At 58.4% G+C, this 17275-nt stretch carries 13 protein-coding genes; 10 read left to right on the top strand and 3 right to left on the bottom strand.

The features are described 5' to 3' along the window. Window positions 1-5 precede the first annotated feature (5 nt). The 3 genes from FHT75_RS27685 (at window position 6) to FHT75_RS27675 (ending at window position 3179) form a co-directional block, all read left to right on the top strand. Window positions 6-1058: a UDP-glucuronic acid decarboxylase family protein gene (locus tag FHT75_RS27685; RefSeq protein ID WP_029733095.1), complete on the top strand. Its 1053-nt coding sequence runs from the start codon at window positions 6-8 to the stop codon at window positions 1056-1058. A 56-nt stretch (window positions 1059-1114) separates the two neighbouring features. After that, window positions 1115-2095 (top strand): glycosyltransferase family 8 protein, encoded by a 981-nt coding sequence (locus tag FHT75_RS27680; protein WP_049813635.1) that lies wholly within the window; start codon window positions 1115-1117, stop codon window positions 2093-2095. Window positions 2096-2189: 94 nt separating this feature from the next. Continuing rightward, the gene (locus FHT75_RS27675) at window positions 2190-3179 is read left to right on the top strand and encodes a glycosyltransferase family 2 protein (RefSeq protein ID WP_028757615.1); all 990 of its coding nucleotides are present in this window, start codon (window positions 2190-2192) and stop codon (window positions 3177-3179) included. A gap of 225 nt (window positions 3180-3404) precedes the next feature. On the opposite strand, the gene FHT75_RS27670 is transcribed toward FHT75_RS27675, so the two are convergent. After that, on the bottom strand, window positions 3405-4169 hold the full coding sequence (locus tag FHT75_RS27670) for a response regulator transcription factor (protein ID WP_029733098.1): 765 nt from the start codon (window positions 4167-4169) through the stop codon (window positions 3405-3407). Window positions 4170-4721: 552 nt separating this feature from the next. Here FHT75_RS27670 and FHT75_RS27665 point away from each other — a divergent pair. Genes FHT75_RS27665 through FHT75_RS27640 form a run of 6 tightly spaced genes read left to right on the top strand, consistent with a single transcriptional unit; the run spans window position 4722 to window position 10253 of the window. Beyond that, window positions 4722-5228, top strand: coding sequence for an acyltransferase (locus tag FHT75_RS27665; protein ID WP_029733099.1), 507 nt, complete (start codon window positions 4722-4724; stop codon window positions 5226-5228). Continuing rightward, a complete protein-coding gene (locus tag FHT75_RS27660; RefSeq protein ID WP_029733100.1) occupies window positions 5225-6262 on the top strand; it encodes a Gfo/Idh/MocA family protein in 1038 nt (345 codons plus the stop codon). Before FHT75_RS27665 ends, FHT75_RS27660 begins: the two co-directional genes overlap by 4 nt. Beyond that, window positions 6259-7362 carry a DegT/DnrJ/EryC1/StrS family aminotransferase gene (locus FHT75_RS27655; protein ID WP_183845298.1) on the top strand — a complete coding sequence of 368 codons (1104 nt, stop codon included), beginning with the start codon at window positions 6259-6261 and terminating at the stop codon, window positions 7360-7362. The genes FHT75_RS27660 and FHT75_RS27655 overlap by 4 nt, the downstream gene beginning before the upstream one ends. Next, window positions 7352-8071, top strand: coding sequence for an acyltransferase (locus FHT75_RS27650; RefSeq protein ID WP_029868053.1), 720 nt, complete (start codon window positions 7352-7354; stop codon window positions 8069-8071). The genes FHT75_RS27655 and FHT75_RS27650 overlap by 11 nt, the downstream gene beginning before the upstream one ends. Then, entirely contained in the window at window positions 8068-9039 is a 972-nt protein-coding gene (locus FHT75_RS27645) for an NAD-dependent epimerase/dehydratase family protein (RefSeq protein WP_029868052.1), read from the top strand. The genes FHT75_RS27650 and FHT75_RS27645 overlap by 4 nt, the downstream gene beginning before the upstream one ends. Continuing rightward, complete coding sequence (locus FHT75_RS27640; RefSeq protein ID WP_029868051.1) at window positions 9036-10253, top strand: DegT/DnrJ/EryC1/StrS family aminotransferase; 1218 nt, start codon at window positions 9036-9038, stop codon at window positions 10251-10253. The genes FHT75_RS27645 and FHT75_RS27640 overlap by 4 nt, the downstream gene beginning before the upstream one ends. 76 nt (window positions 10254-10329) lie before the next feature. On the opposite strand, the gene FHT75_RS27635 is transcribed toward FHT75_RS27640, so the two are convergent. Next, window positions 10330-11838 (bottom strand): O-antigen translocase, encoded by a 1509-nt coding sequence (locus tag FHT75_RS27635; RefSeq protein ID WP_063473674.1) that lies wholly within the window; start codon window positions 11836-11838, stop codon window positions 10330-10332. Between the two features lie 79 nt (window positions 11839-11917). Further along, complete coding sequence (locus tag FHT75_RS27630; RefSeq protein ID WP_176707325.1) at window positions 11918-13228, bottom strand: polysaccharide biosynthesis/export family protein; 1311 nt, start codon at window positions 13226-13228, stop codon at window positions 11918-11920. A gap of 564 nt (window positions 13229-13792) precedes the next feature. Here FHT75_RS27630 and FHT75_RS27625 point away from each other — a divergent pair. After that, on the top strand, window positions 13793-17275 hold a 3483-nt coding region (locus FHT75_RS27625; RefSeq protein ID WP_246712980.1), incomplete at its 3' end, for a DUF4082 domain-containing protein.

Here is a 17275-nt window from a genome sequence, read left to right as displayed (position 1 = left end):
CACCAATGCACGGACAAAAGCGAATTATGGTAACCGGCGGCACCGGGTTTCTGGGGTCATTCCTGTGCGAAAGGCTTTTGCGAGAGGGCAATGATGTCCTCTGCGTGGACAATTACTACACCGGTTCGCGCGACAATGTGCTGCATCTTCTTGACGATCCTCGCTTTGAGGTGCTCCGTCATGACATTACCTTCCCGCTCTATGTGGAGGTCGACGAGATCTACAATCTCGCCTGTCCGGCATCTCCGGTTCACTATCAGCACGACCCCGTGCAGACCGTGAAGACCAATGTGCACGGGGCCATCAATATGCTCGGCCTGGCAAAACGCACCAAGGCGAAGATCTTCCAGGCATCCACGAGCGAAGTCTATGGCGATCCGGCAGTCCACCCTCAGCCCGAGGAGTATCGAGGCAGCGTCAATCCCATAGGGCCGCGCGCATGTTATGACGAAGGCAAACGGTGTGCCGAAACATTGTTCTTCGATTACCATCGCCAATATGGCGTGGAGATCCGCGTGGCACGGATCTTCAATACATACGGGCCTCGCATGCAAACCAATGATGGCCGCGTCGTCTCCAATTTCATCGTTCAGGCGCTTCAAAACGAGCCGATCACCATCTTCGGCAACGGTAAGCAAACGCGCTCCTTCTGCTATGTAGACGATCTGATTGAGGGCTTTATCCGCCTGATGGGGGCGCCGGCCGGCGTTACGGGTCCGATCAATCTCGGTAATCCAGGAGAATTCCAGGTCCGGGAACTGGCCGAAATGGTCATCGAGATGACGGGATCGAAATCAAGCATTGTTTACAAGCCTCTGCCGATTGACGATCCGACGCAGCGCAAGCCCGACATCACCCACGCAAAGCAGGACCTGGGCTGGCAGCCGACCGTAAACCTGCGACAGGGGCTTGAGAAAACGATCGCGTATTTCGAGTGGAAGCTGTCTGGCGGAACCAAGAGCACGCTTGGCGTCCAGTCCTCGCGAATGGCCTACACCCATCTGCCTACCCCGGCCGTCGGCCTTCCCGTTCAGGAAGCCGTACCAATCGGGCCGTGAACAGAAAGATCGATCATTGCAAGCTCGTGTTCTTTCGATGGGATGGTGCCGGAAACATGAATGTGCATAGCATACCAACAGGAGCCGCCCTTGCGGGTGCAAAACAGCGGTTGGGGCCCATCGTCTTTGCAGTCGATGCGGCCTACGCCGTTCCCTTGGCGACCGCCCTTAGATCGATCGCCGAGAATAACCAAAGCGCATGGCCCTTGAATATCCATGTCATTCATGAGGGAATAGGCGAAGAAACAAAGCGACTGATCTTTGACTCTCTGCCCGCAAATTCTGCAGTCATTCAGTGGCATCCCATCGCCACATTGTCCTTCGCAAATGGATTTTCCACTCGCCCTGGCGTATCGAGGATGACCTTCGCAAGGATCCTTCTGCCGCAGTTCCTTCCGCAGACCTGCAATCGGGCTCTGTATCTGGATGGCGACATCCTGGTCCTGACTGCGCTTGAACAGTTGTGGAATATCGATCTCGGCGAGGCAGTGATCGGCGCCGTACCGGATTACTGGCTGGACAATGTTGTAAGCATCGGACCAAGTGCGACAGGCGGCCCTCGGGTCGAACGTTATTTCAACGCCGGCATTCTTCTCATCGACCTTGAAAAATGGCGAAACGAGCGAATAACGGAACGTTCGCTGGAGTATCTCGACCGCTTTCCGACGACGGAATATTCGGATCAGGACGCCCTTAACTTTGCCTGCGACGGAAAGTGGAAGATCCTGAACCGCGCCTGGAATTTTCAGTTCGAGCCAACGCAGGCGATCGCCCGCATCGCGCTCGAGCAGAAGCTCGCGATCGTTCATTTCGTGACCAACGTGAAGCCCTGGAAATCAGGAAGCTTGAGCCCGAACGTCGCCTTCTACGATGCATTTCGGTCCCGGACCCGTTTTGCGCTTACCCGGTGGGAGCGCGCTCGGAGTGGCTTGAAGCGTGTAGGCTCGCGGCTGCTTGCCCGATCCTCCTTGTTGAGAGCTGCATGGTCCTGCACGAAATCAGCGATGCGGGCACACGCATCGACGTCGCGCCAATGAATCGGGAGCGACGAACGCGTCAGAGCGAAACGAAGCCGGGTTCGGGTTCCATGAAATACTCCCGAACGTAACGATTGCCTGCGGAGGATTAAGTTTGCAACGCGTTGATGTCGTCATTCCCTGCTACAACTACGCTCATTTCCTTGAGGAATGTGTTGGAAGTGTTCTGTCACAGGCAGGCGTCGATGTACGCGTGCTTATTCTGGATGACTGCTCGCCAGACAATACGCCGGAAGTCGGAAAGGCTCTGGCATCCCGGGACAAACGGGTCACCTATCGGCGGCACACGGCAAACAAGGGCCACATCGCCACCTATAATGGCGGAATCGAGTGGGCGGGCGGCGACTTATTCCTGCTTCTCTCCGCGGATGATTATCTCTTGCCGGGCGCGCTGGGTCGCGCTTCGGAGTTGATGCGCAATCATCCGAATGTGGGGTTCACCTTCGGGAACGCGCTCATAGCTGAGCCGAGCGGCGTCAGTAAGCGCGTCGATCCTCTCGGGGACAATGGTGTGGCTCCCATGCAGGTCTTGTCGGGCCCGCAATTCATACGGTTGAGTGGAGCAAACAACCTGGTTCCGACACCGACGGCCGTCATCAGAACGACGCTGCAAAAACAGGTCGGCGGCTATCATAAGGAACTGCCGCATACCGGTGATATGGAGATGTGGCTGCGGCTCGCATCACATGCCGGAGTGGGCTACATCAACCAAGACCAAGCCGTATACCGCAGACATGCTTCGAACATGTCGCTACAATACTATGGACAAAGTATTCTTCCCGACCTCCGGCAAAGAAAACAGGCTTTCGATATTCTGTTTCGTCAAGGCGCGGAAAGCCTCAGGAAAGATGAGAAACTCAGACGTTTTCTTGCCAGGGATCTCGGGAAAGAGGCGCTTCGGCTGGCAGGCATGGCATTCAATAATTTCGATATTGCCACAGCCATGGCTATTCAGCGCTTTGCTCTCGAAGTTTCGCCCGAAGTGCGAAATTCATTGCCCTGGATCAAATTGGTCTGCAAGCAAACAATCGGGCCAAAATACTGGTACGCCCTGAATTCTATCGGGCGACGCGTTGCAGGATGAATGGGCAGGACGGGGCCGTTCATCCGCAAGTACGCAAACAACAGTCAGGTGGTCGAGCGCTCGATCGCTATTATGCCAAGATCGCGGGAGACGGGATGGAGACGAACCCCGGCATCAAAAAACCCGGTGACGCATTCGCGCCATCGGGTTTTTTGAGCAAGACCGTGGTTCCAAGATACGAAGAGGTTTGCCTCAACAACGATCAGTACAACGCCTTATCCACGCTCATGCCGGAATACTGGTTTGGAACAAGTCGTTGAGCTTGAACACGACTTCCGTCCTGTTCGTTGCTTTGACCTTTTTCATAATGTTACGAACATGCACCTTTACAGTGCTTTCTCGCAGATTGAGCTCATAGGCGATAATTTTATTCGCCTTTCCGCGTCGGAGCGCTTCAACGACTTCCACCTGACGATCCGTGAATATGCCGGCTAGCGGGCGCGCGGTCGAATTGCTCGAGTCCAGCAAGTGACGCATGGCGAACAGGGCGCTTGCAGGTACAAAAATTCCTCCCGCCACCGACAGCGCGATCAGCTCCATGCACACACTGACGCTGACCGAGGCGGGTATGAACCCCTTGGCTCCGTACTCGAGCGCCCTGACGATTTGGCCGAAATCGTCGCTATCGGCCAATACGATGAGTGGCGTTGATGCAAATTCCGACGAGAGCTTCCGGATTTGCTCCGAAACGGCCGGTTCATCGATCTTTTTGCCGCCGACGTTCAAGAGGATTGCCGAAAGCGGAGGATAGTCGTCCCGCTTCTGCTTCCACTCCTCAATTGATCCAAATGCCAGAATCTGCAAATCCGTCTTTTGGGCAGCCATGCATTGCGCCAAGCATTGCCGATCGAGTTCACGATTATCGAGAATGACAAGCGAATGCGTTTGTCTTGTCGACAAGGCAAGTGCCGTCGAATTACTTTCTATCGTAAGGGGAAAGGCTAGGTTCTCCTGCCTGGAGTCTAAATTCGGTATAAGTGCTGAATTCACAGCTTCACCCTCCCCTAACACGTTTACGCTCTCACTACGGCTTCGAGTACCAACCCCTCTCAATACGGGGGTTTAGGAAACTCTAAAGTAGGAATCGAATACCACAATTCGCGGAACGTTACAGTAGCTAATATAGGCTAAGTAGCGCACAACTACCATCGTAAGGCGGAAATAGAATGATAAATCTAGGGTAGACTTATATATTACTAGGAGGTTTGTAGAATAGTCTGCGCCGTTACACCGCATTTTGGGCGGGCCACTAAATGCATGGAAACAATCGTCGTCTCCGGCATGGGTCCGGTAACGGGTGTGGGAGGTGGCCCCACCACCAATGTCGGTCGATGCGTGAATAAGGGCGTAAGTCGTCATAAGTAGATACGCCTTTAGGTGAATAACCTTAAACGTTTTGTTTCTTTACTCAGATGAAGAAAACAATTCTCTTTGAAGTGAAGAGAAGTATTTGTCCTGTCGGTATGAAACCTTGGGTGCAATCAAGCGATTGTTGTTTCAACTGAGAATCTGGGCTTGTTCAGGAGTAGGGGTTTTGCAGGGATGATTGCATCAAACGTCAAGCTGGGTGACGGCAGCATCATCCACCATCCAGATCTGGTGAATCTATACGGCTGCACGATCGGCGCAGGAACGCGCATCGGCACCTTCGTCGAGATTCAGAAGAACGTCATCGTCGGAAAAGACTGCAAGATCTCCAGCCATTCCTTCCTCTGCGAGGGCGTGACGCTGGAGGACGGCGTGTTCATAGGCCACGGGGTGATGTTTACGAACGACATGTACCCGCGCGCCGTCAATCCGGATGGCAGCCTGCAGACGGAGGCCGATTGGATCCTCATCCCGACGTTGGTCAAGCGCTACGCATCGATCGGCAGCAACGCCACCATTCTGCCTGGCGTGACCATCGGAGAGGCTGCCCAGGTCGGCGCCGGTGCGGTTGTAACAAAGGACGTGCCTGATGGCGCCATTGTCGCGGGCGTTCCAGCCAGGGTGATCGGTCGCGTCAATGACGGGGCAGTCGACATGTATGCGTTGGGAGGAATGAAATGATCGGCATCGCTGTTGTCGGGTATGGGTATTGGGGTCCGAATCTGGTTCGTAACATCTCGGAAGCGGCCGGCGCGCATCTCGTTTCAGTTTGTGATCTGAATGTCGAACGGTTGGCGGCTGTTAAAAGCCGGTATCCAGCAGTAACGATCACCGACAAGTTCGAGGAAGTTCTGCGCGATCCAAAGGTGGATGCAATCGCCATCGCAACGCCGGTCTCGACCCATTTCAAGCTCGCAATGCAGGCGATGATGGCCGGAAAGCATGTCTTCGTCGAAAAGCCGATGGCATCGACGACGGAGGAAGCCGCACGGATGGTCGAAGAAGCGGCGCGCAGACGCCTCGTGCTGGCCGTGGATCATACCTTCGTCCACACCGGCGCCGTCCGCAAGATGTGCGAACTCGTCGAGAGCGGCTTGGGCGACATGTATTATTACGACTCGGTCCGGGTCAATCTGGGGCTCTTCCAGCACGATGTCAGCGTTATCTGGGACCTCGCGGTGCATGATCTCTCTATCCTGGACCATGTTGTGCAGGAAAGGCCGGTGGCGGTTTCGGCGACGGGCATGAGCCATGTGCTCGGCGAGCCTGAGAACATCGCCTATCTGACGCTCTTCTTCGAAAGCAAGCTGATCGCCCACATCCACGTCAATTGGCTGGCGCCGGTCAAGGTGCGCCGCACCCTGATCGGCGGCAGCAACAAGATGGTCGTCTACGACGATCTGGAGCCCAGCGAAAAGATCAAGGTTTACGACAAGGGCATCACGCTGAACCCAAATTCTCAGGCCTACGGCGAGAAGGTGCATCAGATGATGGTCGGGTACCGCAGCGGCGACATGTGGGCGCCCAAGCTCGATATGACCGAGGCATTAAAACGCGAACTGGATCAGTTCGTCGAGTGCATCGAGCAAAATTCGCGGCCCATTACGGATGGCCAAGCCGGGCTGCGGGTCGTTCGCATCCTTGAAGCCGCAAGCCGGTCGCTCGCCCAGCGCGGTCGTATCATCGAGCTCGAAGAGGCGAGGCGCATTGCATGATCCCGTTCCTCGATCTCAAAGCACAATATCAATCCATCAAGAGCGAAATCGACACCGCCGTCCTCGGTGTCCTGGCCTCGGGGCAATACATATTGGGCGAGGAGGTCGCCCGCCTCGAGCAGGAATTCGCGGACTATTGCAACGTCAAACATGCGATAGCCGTCAACACCGGGACGAGTGCCCTGCATCTGTCGCTTCTCGCGGCAGGCGTCGGCCCCGGCGATGAAGTCATCACCGTGCCATTTACCTTCGTCGCGACCGTATCGGCGATCTGCTACGCAGGTGCACGACCGGTATTCGTCGATGTCGAGCCCGTGACGCTGACGATGGATCCGGCGCAACTCGAGGCTAAGATTACGGCCCGAACCAAGGCCATTATTCCCGTCCATCTCTACGGTCAGATGGCCGATATGGACGCGATCAAAGCGATTGCCGACCACTACCGGATCCCGGTCATCGAGGACGCCTGCCAGGCGCACGGAGCGCAATACAAAGGCGCGCGCGCCGGCAGTATCGGCACATCCGGCTGCTTCAGCTTCTATCCCGGCAAAAATCTCGGCGCCTGCGGCGAGGGGGGTATCGTCGTCACCAACAGCGACGATCAGGCCAAGACGATGCGGATGCTGCGCGACTGGGGTCAGGAACAGCGCTATCACCATCTGCTGAAGGGCTTCAACTACCGCATGGATGCCATTCAAGGTGCGATCCTGCGCATCAAGCTCCGGCATCTCGAAGCCTGGACCGAAGCGCGGCGCGCCCATGGACGCCGCTACTCGTTGCTGCTTGGCGGTTCGGCGAATTTGAGGACTCCTGTCGAAATCTCCGACCGGCGCCACGTCTATCACGTCTATGCTATCAGAAGCCGCGATCGTGACCAGCTTCAGCGCGTATTGAGCGCGGAGGGCATTCAGTCCGGGCTGCACTATCCGATCCCAGTGCATCTGCAGAAGGCCAATGCCGACCTTGGTTACAAGGCCGGCGATTTCCCAAACTCGGAAGCCGCCGCACGGGAGGTCCTCTCGCTGCCGATCTATCCGGAGATGCCGGCGTGGCACGTCGACCAGGTGGCCGCCGCGCTGGAGAACGCCTATGTCAGTTGATCGTGCGGGCGAGGCCCGGATCGTGCAGGCGGTCCACGGCCGTCATGAAAGGCCGGCGGACCCTGCCTATCAGGCCGGGCTGGCCGAAGAACTGAGGCAGTCATACGGGCGCGCCGGCCTGATTGAGCTCTACGGTCGTTTCGCGGCCGGTGACGGTGTCATCGATACTCTGATGCGAAAAGCCATCTGGCAAGCCATCGCGCGGAGCTGTGGCACAGGATTGCAAGTTGCAGGCGGTGCCGGTTTCAAACATCCCGAGACGTTCGACATCGGCAATGGGGTGTTCATCGGGGCTCAGGCCTATATCCAGGGTCGTTTCGACGGCCGGTGCAAGATCGGCGATAATGTCTGGATCGGGCCGATGGCCTATTTCGACGCTCGCGATCTCGTGATCGAGGATTCTGTCGGGTGGGGACCTGGCGCCAAGGTGCTTGGCTCGACCCACACGGCACTGCCCTTGGATGTGCCGATCATTCGCACGGATCTTGAAATCAAGCCGGTACGCATCTGCGCAGAGGCCGATATCGGAACGAACGCGACCATTCTTCCCGGCGTGACCATCGGGAAGGGGGCGATCATTGGAGCGGGGGCAATTGTCGTTTCCGACGTCGAACCGTTCTCGGTCGCCGCAGGTGTACCTGCGAAATTCATACGTTGGCGTTCGGATAATGATCCGATGACGAACATGTCGCGTGAGGGAAGATCATGAGAGACAAACGGGTGCTCATTACCGGCGGGGCCGGTCTGATCGGCTCGCATATTGCCGATCTTGTCGCATTGGAAAAACCTCGCGAGATCATCGTCCTCGACAATTTCGTGCGCGGGCGCCGGGACAATCTCAGCTCGGCGATAACAAGCGCGCCTGTTAAGATCATCGACGGGGATATCCGCGACAGAGCGCTTCTGGCAAAAGTCTTTGAAGGCGTCGACATCGTCTTTCATCAGGCCGCCATCCGCATCACGCAATGCGCCGAAGAGCCTCGACTGGCTTTCGATGTCCTTGCGGAGGGGACGTTCAACGTTCTCGAAACCGCCGTCAAGGCGGGCGTATCGAAAGTAGTTGCTGCCTCTTCCGCCTCCGTTCTGGGGCTTGCCGAGAGTTTTCCAACGACCGAAGAGCACCATCCGTACAATAACCGGACGATCTACGGCGCGGCGAAAACATTCAACGAGGGGCTGCTGCGTAGTTTTGCGGAGATGTACGGCCTGCGCTATGTCGCGCTCCGTTATTTCAACGTCTATGGGCCGCGCATGGACGTTTACGGCGCCTATACGGAAGTTCTGATCCGTTGGATGGAACGCCTGGTGGCCGGGATGCCGCCCCTCATCTATGGGGATGGTAGCCAGACGATGGACTTCGTCGATGCACGCGACATCGCCCGGGCAAACATTCTGGCCGCGAAAAGCGATGTCACGGACGAAGTGTTCAACGTCGCGAGCGGCAAGGAAATAAGTCTACTGGAACTCGCGAAGATGCTGAGCGACATCATGGGTTCCTCACTCGAACCGCAGCACAAAGAGGCCCGCACGGTCAACGGCGTGACCCGTCGCCTTGCCGATATCAGCAAGGCCGAACGGCTCCTCGGCTTCAAGGCGGAGATCTCCATGGAGCAAGGGCTTCGCGATCTCGTTGCCTGGTGGCAAAAGCAGACAAGCGCAGGAGGGCAGGCTGCATGAGCTCATCTCAATCCATAATTCCGGTTGCCAAACCCGTCCTCGGGGAAGAAGAGGCTGAGGCTGCGCGCCGCGTTATTCTGTCGGGATGGGTGACGCAGGGGCCGGAAGTCGCGGCTTTCGAGCGTGAATTCGCTGCCTTTGTGGGCGCCGCGCATGCTTGCGCCATGTCCAATTGCACGACCGCGTTGCATCTGGCCCTGAAGGCTGTTGGCATATCCGCCGGCGATGAAGTCGTCACAGTCAGCCATTCGTTCATCGCAACGGCGAACGCGATTCGATACTGTGATGCAGTGCCGGTATTCGTCGACATCGAAGCGGATGGTTACAACATCGACCCCAGCCTGATCGAAACAGCAATCACGCCTCGCACCAGGGCAATTCTCTGCGTGCATCAGCTCGGCATGCCTTGCGATCTCCGCGCCATCGTGGAGATCGGCAAGCGCCACTCGATACCGGTTATCGAAGATGCAGCCTGTGCGTCCGGAAGCGAAATCCTGTGGGACGGTCGTTGGGAAAAGATCGGCAAAGCGCATGGCGACATTGCCTGCTTCTCCTTCCACCCCAGGAAGGTCGTCACGACAGGCGATGGCGGCATGTTGACGACGGCCAATCCCGAATATGACCGGAAGTTCCGGCTCTGGCGCCAGCATGGCATGAGCGTCACCGATGCCGTTCGTCACGGCTCCAAACAAGTCATCTTCGAAGACTATGATGAGTTGGGCTACAACTACCGGATGACCGATCTTCAGGCGGCCGTCGGACGCGAGCAATTGCGGCGGCTGCCGGAATTGGTTGCCCAGCGCAGGCTGCTTGCCGAGCAATATTGCGAGCGTCTGTCGACGATTGTAGGGCTTTCGCTGCCGGCCGAGCCGCGCTGGGCTCGCAGCAATTGGCAGAGCTTCTGTGTGAGGTTGCCCGATACGGTCGACCAGCGGGCCGTCATGCAGACCCTGCTCGATCAGGGTATCTCGACTCGGCGTGGTGTGATGAACATTCATCTGGAGGGAGCCTATTCCGGTGAGACCTCCCACCGCGTTGCCACGAGCCTGACGCGAAGCGTATCTGCGCAGCAGCAAACGATAATCCTGCCGCTTTATGCCCAGATGACCGTGTCTGACATGGACCGGGTCGTCGAGGCATTGCGCGCAGCCCTTGCGGAAGCGACCGTCGGAGCCGCCAGCGTGCAACGTGCCATGGATGTCGCTGTCGCCTGAACCCGCATTTGCCTGAGGTAAAAACAATCTGCATAACGAAACAATGCGCGCATCTCCGGATACGCGCATTGTTTCGTTATGCAGATTTCGTGATCCATCCGCGGATGGTTGCGGGCACGGACTCCGGCGGAAGCAGGTCGATCAGCATGCGCAGCGAGTAGAGCCCGCAGAGAGCGACGGCGACGAAGCCAATCACCGTCGCCGGCCATAGCGGCAAAATCGAGAACATCAGGAATACCAGTCCCGATGCGGGCAAGAAAAGCAGCCCGTGTCTGCGATTGGCGGCGGACCAGCGAAAACCGGTCAGCTTCCGCACGATCACATAGATCAGCATGCTGTGCCAGACATAGAGGCCGAAAAACGCCATACCGGCTCCCTGCGTGCCGAGCAGCGATACGAAGAGCCAGGCAAGCCCCACATGCACGACCGCCGCCGCAACCTCCGTCCAGAAGAAAATCGCCTGGGTACGCTTTGCCACGACTATGAAACCCATCGGCCAGGAAATAATCCGCAGCATCATTCCAAGGCAGATCCAGCGCAGAAGATCGACTGCCCCCTGAAATTCCGCCGAATAGAACAGGCTCATCATGAGCGGCGCAAGCGTCAGGGTGGCGAGCAGGCCGGGGCCAGCGAGCAGCATGCTGATTTCCGCCTGTTCATTGACCAGCCGATTGCATTCGGCATTGTTGTCGGCCGCCGCGGTCAGGCGCGGATAAAAATCCGTTCCCATCGCCTGCAGGATGAAGCCGGCATAGAGACCGCCAAGGCCCCAGGCCGCCTGGTACAATCCAGCCGCCATGACACCGCCCTCCTTCAGCACGATGAGGCGGATGGCATAAGCCGCGCCGAAGGTCAGAAGCCCGCTTGCCATGAAGACGAAGCCGAGCCTGAGCAGTGCCGACACTTCCCGACCGAACTGGCGCGTGGGCATTGGCGAGGGATGCGGGCAGATCCGCCGGCTGTACCACCAGGTCGGAAGGATTGAGGCAGCCGCAATGACCACGAGGGACGGTGCGATCGCCTGCAGGCCGAACAGATAGATCAGCGGGATGCTGACAGCTGTGCCGATAAGCCCGGCAAGCACGTTGATACGGGCAAGATCGGCAATGCCGCGCAGGCCCTGGATCAATGCAGTCTGCCCTGCGGAGACCAGTCGAAAGAAGATTGCCAGCGACAGCAGTGCAATGCCACCGGCATGCTGGTAGCCGCCGAAAGTGAAATTTGAAACCGGGAATGCCAATGCGGCGAGAAGGAGCGCACCAAACAATCCGAGCACCATCGATATGCGTCTCAGCACTGTTGCTGATCGTGCGATCATTTCTGCGTCATCGGTGCCCGCAGCTTCGGCAATCTGGCGCACGCCGCTGCTGCCCACGCCAAGCCCGGCAATCGCCTGCGCGATATCGAGGATCGATCCATAGAGGCCCATCAGTCCCATGCCTTCCGGCCCGAGCAGAACAGCCATGGCTTTGTTTCTGATAATGCTGAGTGCGACATTGACGAGCGAAGAGCCGCCCATCAGCATCGTCGATTTGAGGATCTGGGTGTAGGTCTGGCTGCTGGGTGGGGTCATGCGCAAAGTCATCGGATGCCCATGCCCGTTATCCGGTGCCGGCGTTCAATCGCCCGCCGCAGGGCCAATTGCGGCACATGCCTTTCGCGTATCACCGGCTTACCTGACTGATATTGGCCTCTGTCTGAACAGGCAGCGCAGCGGCGTCTTCGGACGGCGCATCCGTGATACGGGGCTTGGCTACCCTGACCACGTCGCCCGGCGCCAATTCCGTCGTTTCGGATGCCTGGAATTGATTGACTTGTCCCTTGTCCCGCCGGCTCACGATGAAGGTCAGCGGGAGTTCTTCATCGCGGTTATTCACGTTTATGCCGGTCGACAGCTCTCCGAGAAGCAGTTGTTGCGTGGTGTCGCGCTTCAATTTGAGCTGATCGAGAGTGGCCTTTTCCGCCTGCACCTCGGAAGCGATCTCGCTCCGACGAGTGTCGGAAAGTCCCTCGAGATTGCGCGTCGTCTCGTTGATCGCCTGGCGGCCCCGCATGATGGCGGTGACCAGGTCGAGCCGGTCGGAGCGATAGTTGGTGAGCAATCGTTCCAGATCCATCTGTCGTGAGGTGATCGTGAGGCCCTTCTGGACAAGCGTCTTCACGCTCGTCAGTTGCTCCTCGACCGACTGGATATTGTCATCCGAGCCTTTCAGCTTTTCTTCCAGTGTATCGATTTCCGCATTCAAGAGATTGCGCAATTCGACGAGGGCCACCGACTGCTTGTCGAGCGCGCTTGCACGGGCCTGAAAAATGACCCGCTCCTCCTGGTGGATACTCTCGGCATACTGCCGATCGGCAGCGGGCGGCGGATCGAAGACGATCTCCTTCGCGCCGGCCATCTCCGCTTGCAGCCGCGCGAGCTTTGCCGAACTGCGTAGCAGCGAATGGTCGATTTCTCGTAGCTCGCCGGCAAGCTTGATCGTCTCCGTTTGCTGCTGTGCCGCAGCCCGCAACGGGCCGCCGCTCATGGCCAGGGATTGCAGGACGCTGAGGCCGGAGTGAAACTTGTATTCTCCCGGTGCCATCACGTCTCCGACGACGTAAATGGCCGGATAGTCGAGAACGTCGATGGTCACCGCAGGTGTCTGGGCCAAACCCATCTTTGCCTGAAGGCGCTTGCCAATCTCGCTGGTCAGGCTGGCACTGTCCAGATTTCCAACCGGCAGCGACCCTAGAAAGGGCAGGGAGACTTCACCTGCCTCCGAAACCGTATATTCGCCGCCAATCGCATCCCATCGCTCAAACTGGCCCTTGGACGGCATCCATTGGACGACCGTCAGGCGGATTTTCGTTTGTGGAGCCAAAGGGGCGCTATCGGCGAGAGCCGGCGATGCAGCTCCGGCAAGAAAGACCAGTGCACTGATGACAAACGTTGCTCGAAAGAACAGGTGAGGGACGCGGTGCGATAGATTCATGTACATGTCTCGCCTTCAAAACATCCTTCAACGGACGCTGGTCCGATGCCTTAAGCGCTGTTCGAACGCCGGACGCCAAGCCCGAAACCACATCGCTAGTGTGCAGTGTGGCGAAGCCTTGAGGAAGGTGGAGGTCGTTTACTTTGCCTAATCACAATTGATAGGGTGAGGAGGGTGCATAAGCCTAAATCGAGCAGAAGCACATATCTTCTGCGCGACACAGAGGCATCGCCTCGAAAAATCAACGGGCCCAGCGGCTTATGCTATCGCACGAACGGTCCGGTGCGTGGTCTCCTGCTTGGGAGGCCAGCATGAGCGCCACCATGCGGCGATGGTGAAGCCACCGCCGCGGCTTCGAGCCTTGCACAGGAAGGGCGAATCTTCGCGACCTCACGCGTCCCATCCATCACGTGGGCGACGCAACACGGCCGTTTGCCCAAAGGATGCCGCATGTAGAGCGAAAGGCGTAGGATATACCCTCTCATTTTTCGGCTATAATTCAGGGTCTCGTATCAAACGATCCTCATAGATTCGATCCTGAAAATCACGCGAGAGGTGCCCGCCATGTATCGCAACGCTCGCCGCTGGAGCTCGCGCTCCCTCCTGTTGGATTCGCTGGTTCCCCGATGGTTGGCCGTCGGCGGAGAGGGAAAGCCGCGCAAGCCTGCCGAAAGGCGCGAGGATAGTGCTCAACTTGCGACATCCGTGCAAACCGCGGATGGAAGCAAGCATGATGGAACGCTTGTCGACAATCCCGACAACAACGTGGAGCTCAATGAGCATGACGTTGGACGGAGAGAGGGCGTGATCGGCGACGCGGACGGTCGAGCTGATATCCCCCGCGCGCAGCCGCCCATGGCCAACACTGTCGCGACAAATCTCGAAACGGGGGGGCGAAGCGCTGATACTGCCGCGTCACGGTTGCCCGCCTACACGCTTGGTTTTGCGCGTTTCGAGCGGGACGCGAACGGAGTTGCATTCGGGGCCGCATCGCCCTTTTATCGCACCTATGCTGGAATGAGCTCCATAGGCGACGATCCTCTGGCTCCGTATCTGCCGCAAAGCCCTGCACCGACGGTTTCCGGGCAGGGTTCTGCTGCGGTGGCGGCTGAGCGTGCGCACTCGGGCAAGGTCGTCATTCTCGAATCGAGCCCGTCAGCGCAGGCGACAGCCCAGCATGCCGGCGCTAATTCGCTGGCATTTGGCATGCCCTTTGGTGTGTGCGGATGCGGCTACTTTACCTCCCCCACGCGGATTCTCGATTGGGCGCATGGCGGCGCCTTGCTTCAACAGGACGGTCAATTGTCGGGAACCAAGCTGACCGAGGGCCCGGACTATGTGCAGAAGATCAAACGGGCCATAGGCGCCTCGGTCAGCGATCCGCTTCTCGACCGTGATTTGTCCCCGCTCTCGGGCTGGCGCGGGACCGCAACGTGGACGGATTCGACGATCTTGAACGGATCGTTGCCCGGTGGCGGAGAAATCGGAACGGGCACGTCCACATCCAAGGGTATCGGCATCCTTTCCGGCTCGGTGACAACGCCACCTTCTACACAGCGGTCGTTGGCAACGCAAAATCTGGCGGCCGCGGCGGCGGCGGCCAGCAACGCGATCGTGCTGGAAAACCAGAAGCAGGGTAACCCGGAGAGTGAGTGGGGCATCGACGGTGCCGGTAGCTCCAACATCGAGGGGTTTGCGACCGACATCAGCGTCGACAACGGCAAGACGGTCAGCTTCAAGATCAATACCAATTCCACCAATTATCGGATCGACATCTATCGGCTCGGCTATTATGGCGGCATGGGCGCGCGCAAGGTCGCGACCATGCAGCATACCGGTTTGCAGACGCAGCCCAATCCGTTGCGCAACGCCTCGACCGGCACGGTGGATGTCGGCAACTGGGCAGTCTCGGCGTCGTGGACCGTACCCAATGATGCCGTCTCGGGCGTCTACATCGCCAAGCTCGTGCGACAGGATGGCACCTTTGGCGAAAATCAAATCCCGTTCATCGTGCGGGATGACGACAGCCACAGCGACATCGTCTTCCAGACTGCAGACGAGACATGGCAAGCTTATAACGGCTGGGGTGGCGCTAACTTCTATGGCGGCAATGGTCCGGCGACAGGCCAGGGGGCGGGTCGTGCCTATGCGGTCAGCTACAACAGGCCGATTGCGACCCGCGGCGGGGTCGGCACCTATGCCGGTCCGCAGGACTATCTGTTCGGCGCCGAATATGCAGGCATCTACTGGCTGGAACAGAACGGCTATGACGTCTCCTACCTGTCGGGTGTCGACGTCGACCGTTATGGCAGCCTGTTGCTCAATCACAAAACCTATGTTGATGCCGGGCACGACGAATACTGGTCTGGACAGCAGCGAACCAATGTCGAAGCCGCGCGCGATGCGGGCGTCAACCTGATGTTCTGGAGCGGCAACGAGGTTTATTGGCGCACCCGTTGGGGCAATGCCTACAGCGCCGACGGCACGCCCTATCGCACACTGATCTCCTATAAGGAGACCTGGTCGCCCACCGCCAGCATCGACCCTTCCAACGAATGGACGGGCACATTCCGGGATCCGCGTCTCAGCCCACCTGCTATCGGCGGCGGAAACCCGGAAAACTCGCTGACCGGACAGTTGTTTAAGGTCGACGATGTCGGCAGCAATCTCCAGGCGATCACTATTCCCTATGACGACGCCAATCTGCGTTTCTGGCGCAATACCAGCGTCGCCAATCTTCAGCCTGGCCAGACGGCGACGCTCACCAAGAACTATCTTGGTTACGAATGGGACGAAGCTGTAGACAACGGCTTTGATCCGGCCGGCCTCGTGAAGCTGTCGTCGACGACGCTTCCGGTCAGCACTTACTTGCTCGATTACGGAAACACGACCGGCAATGCGACCTCGACCCACAATCTGACGCTCTATCGCGCGCCCAGCGGTGCATTGGTGTTCGGCGCCGGCACGGTCTACTGGACATGGGGCCTGAGCGACAACCACGATCTCACGGCGACGCCGACGGACCCGCGCGTGCAGCAGGCAATGGTCAACTTGCTTGCCGATATGGGCATTCAGCCCGGGACGCTGCAATCCGGGCTCGTCGCGGCAACCGCTTCGTCGGACAATGTTGCACCGACTTCCATCATCACGGCGCCGTCAACGGCGACCGTTGGCTCCGCAGTCACGATTACAGGTACCGCCACCGATACGGGCGGCGGGGTCATCGCCGGCGTCGAGGTTTCTACGGACAACGGGGCAAGCTGGCATCCGGCGACGGGCGATGAGAACTGGACTTATACCTGGTCGCCGCAGACAGCGGGCACATACACCATCCGATCTCGCGCCGTCGACGATAACATCAACCTGGAAACACCCTCGGCGGGACGCACGGTCACCGTCAGCGGGCCGAGTTACACCTCTCTCTTCGGCGCGGCGACGCCGGCGGTCGTCAACACCAACGATAGCTCAGCCGTTGAACTCGGCGTCAAATTCCAGACCTCCGTGGCAGGCACCGTCACCGGCATTCGTTTCTACAAGGGCGACCTGGATACTGGCACGCATACCGGTTCATTATGGTCGAGCACCGGCACGCGGCTTGCGACCCTCACCTTCACGAATGAGTCAGCCAGCGGTTGGCAGACTGCCTATTTCACCAGCCCGGTGTCACTGACAGTCGGACAAACCTATACGGCGTCTTATCACACGAATAGCGGTCATTATTCCACGACCACCGGCTACTTCACCTCGAACGTAACGAGCGGGTCGCTCACGGCGCCGGCCAGCGGCAACGGCGTCTACCGCTATGGCAGCAACAGCCTATTCCCCACGAGCACGTTCCAGTCGACGAACTATTGGGTCGATGTGATGTTTACCACGCCGAGTTCGAACACGACGCCGACGGCGGTTGCCGATGCGGGTGATGCGACGGAGAAGGGTGGTGTCGCCAATGGTTCGGGTGGTGTGGTTGCCAGCGGCAACGTGCTGACCAACGACACCGATCCGGATGCCGGTGATACCAAGACGGTCACGGCCGTCGTTTTCGGCGCG

The sequence above is a fragment of the Rhizobium sp. BK112 genome, assembly GCF_014193215.1.
GTDB classification, from domain to species: Bacteria; Pseudomonadota; Alphaproteobacteria; order Rhizobiales; family Rhizobiaceae; genus Rhizobium; species Rhizobium anhuiense.
This window is presented reverse-complemented; position numbering and strand designations above follow the sequence as displayed.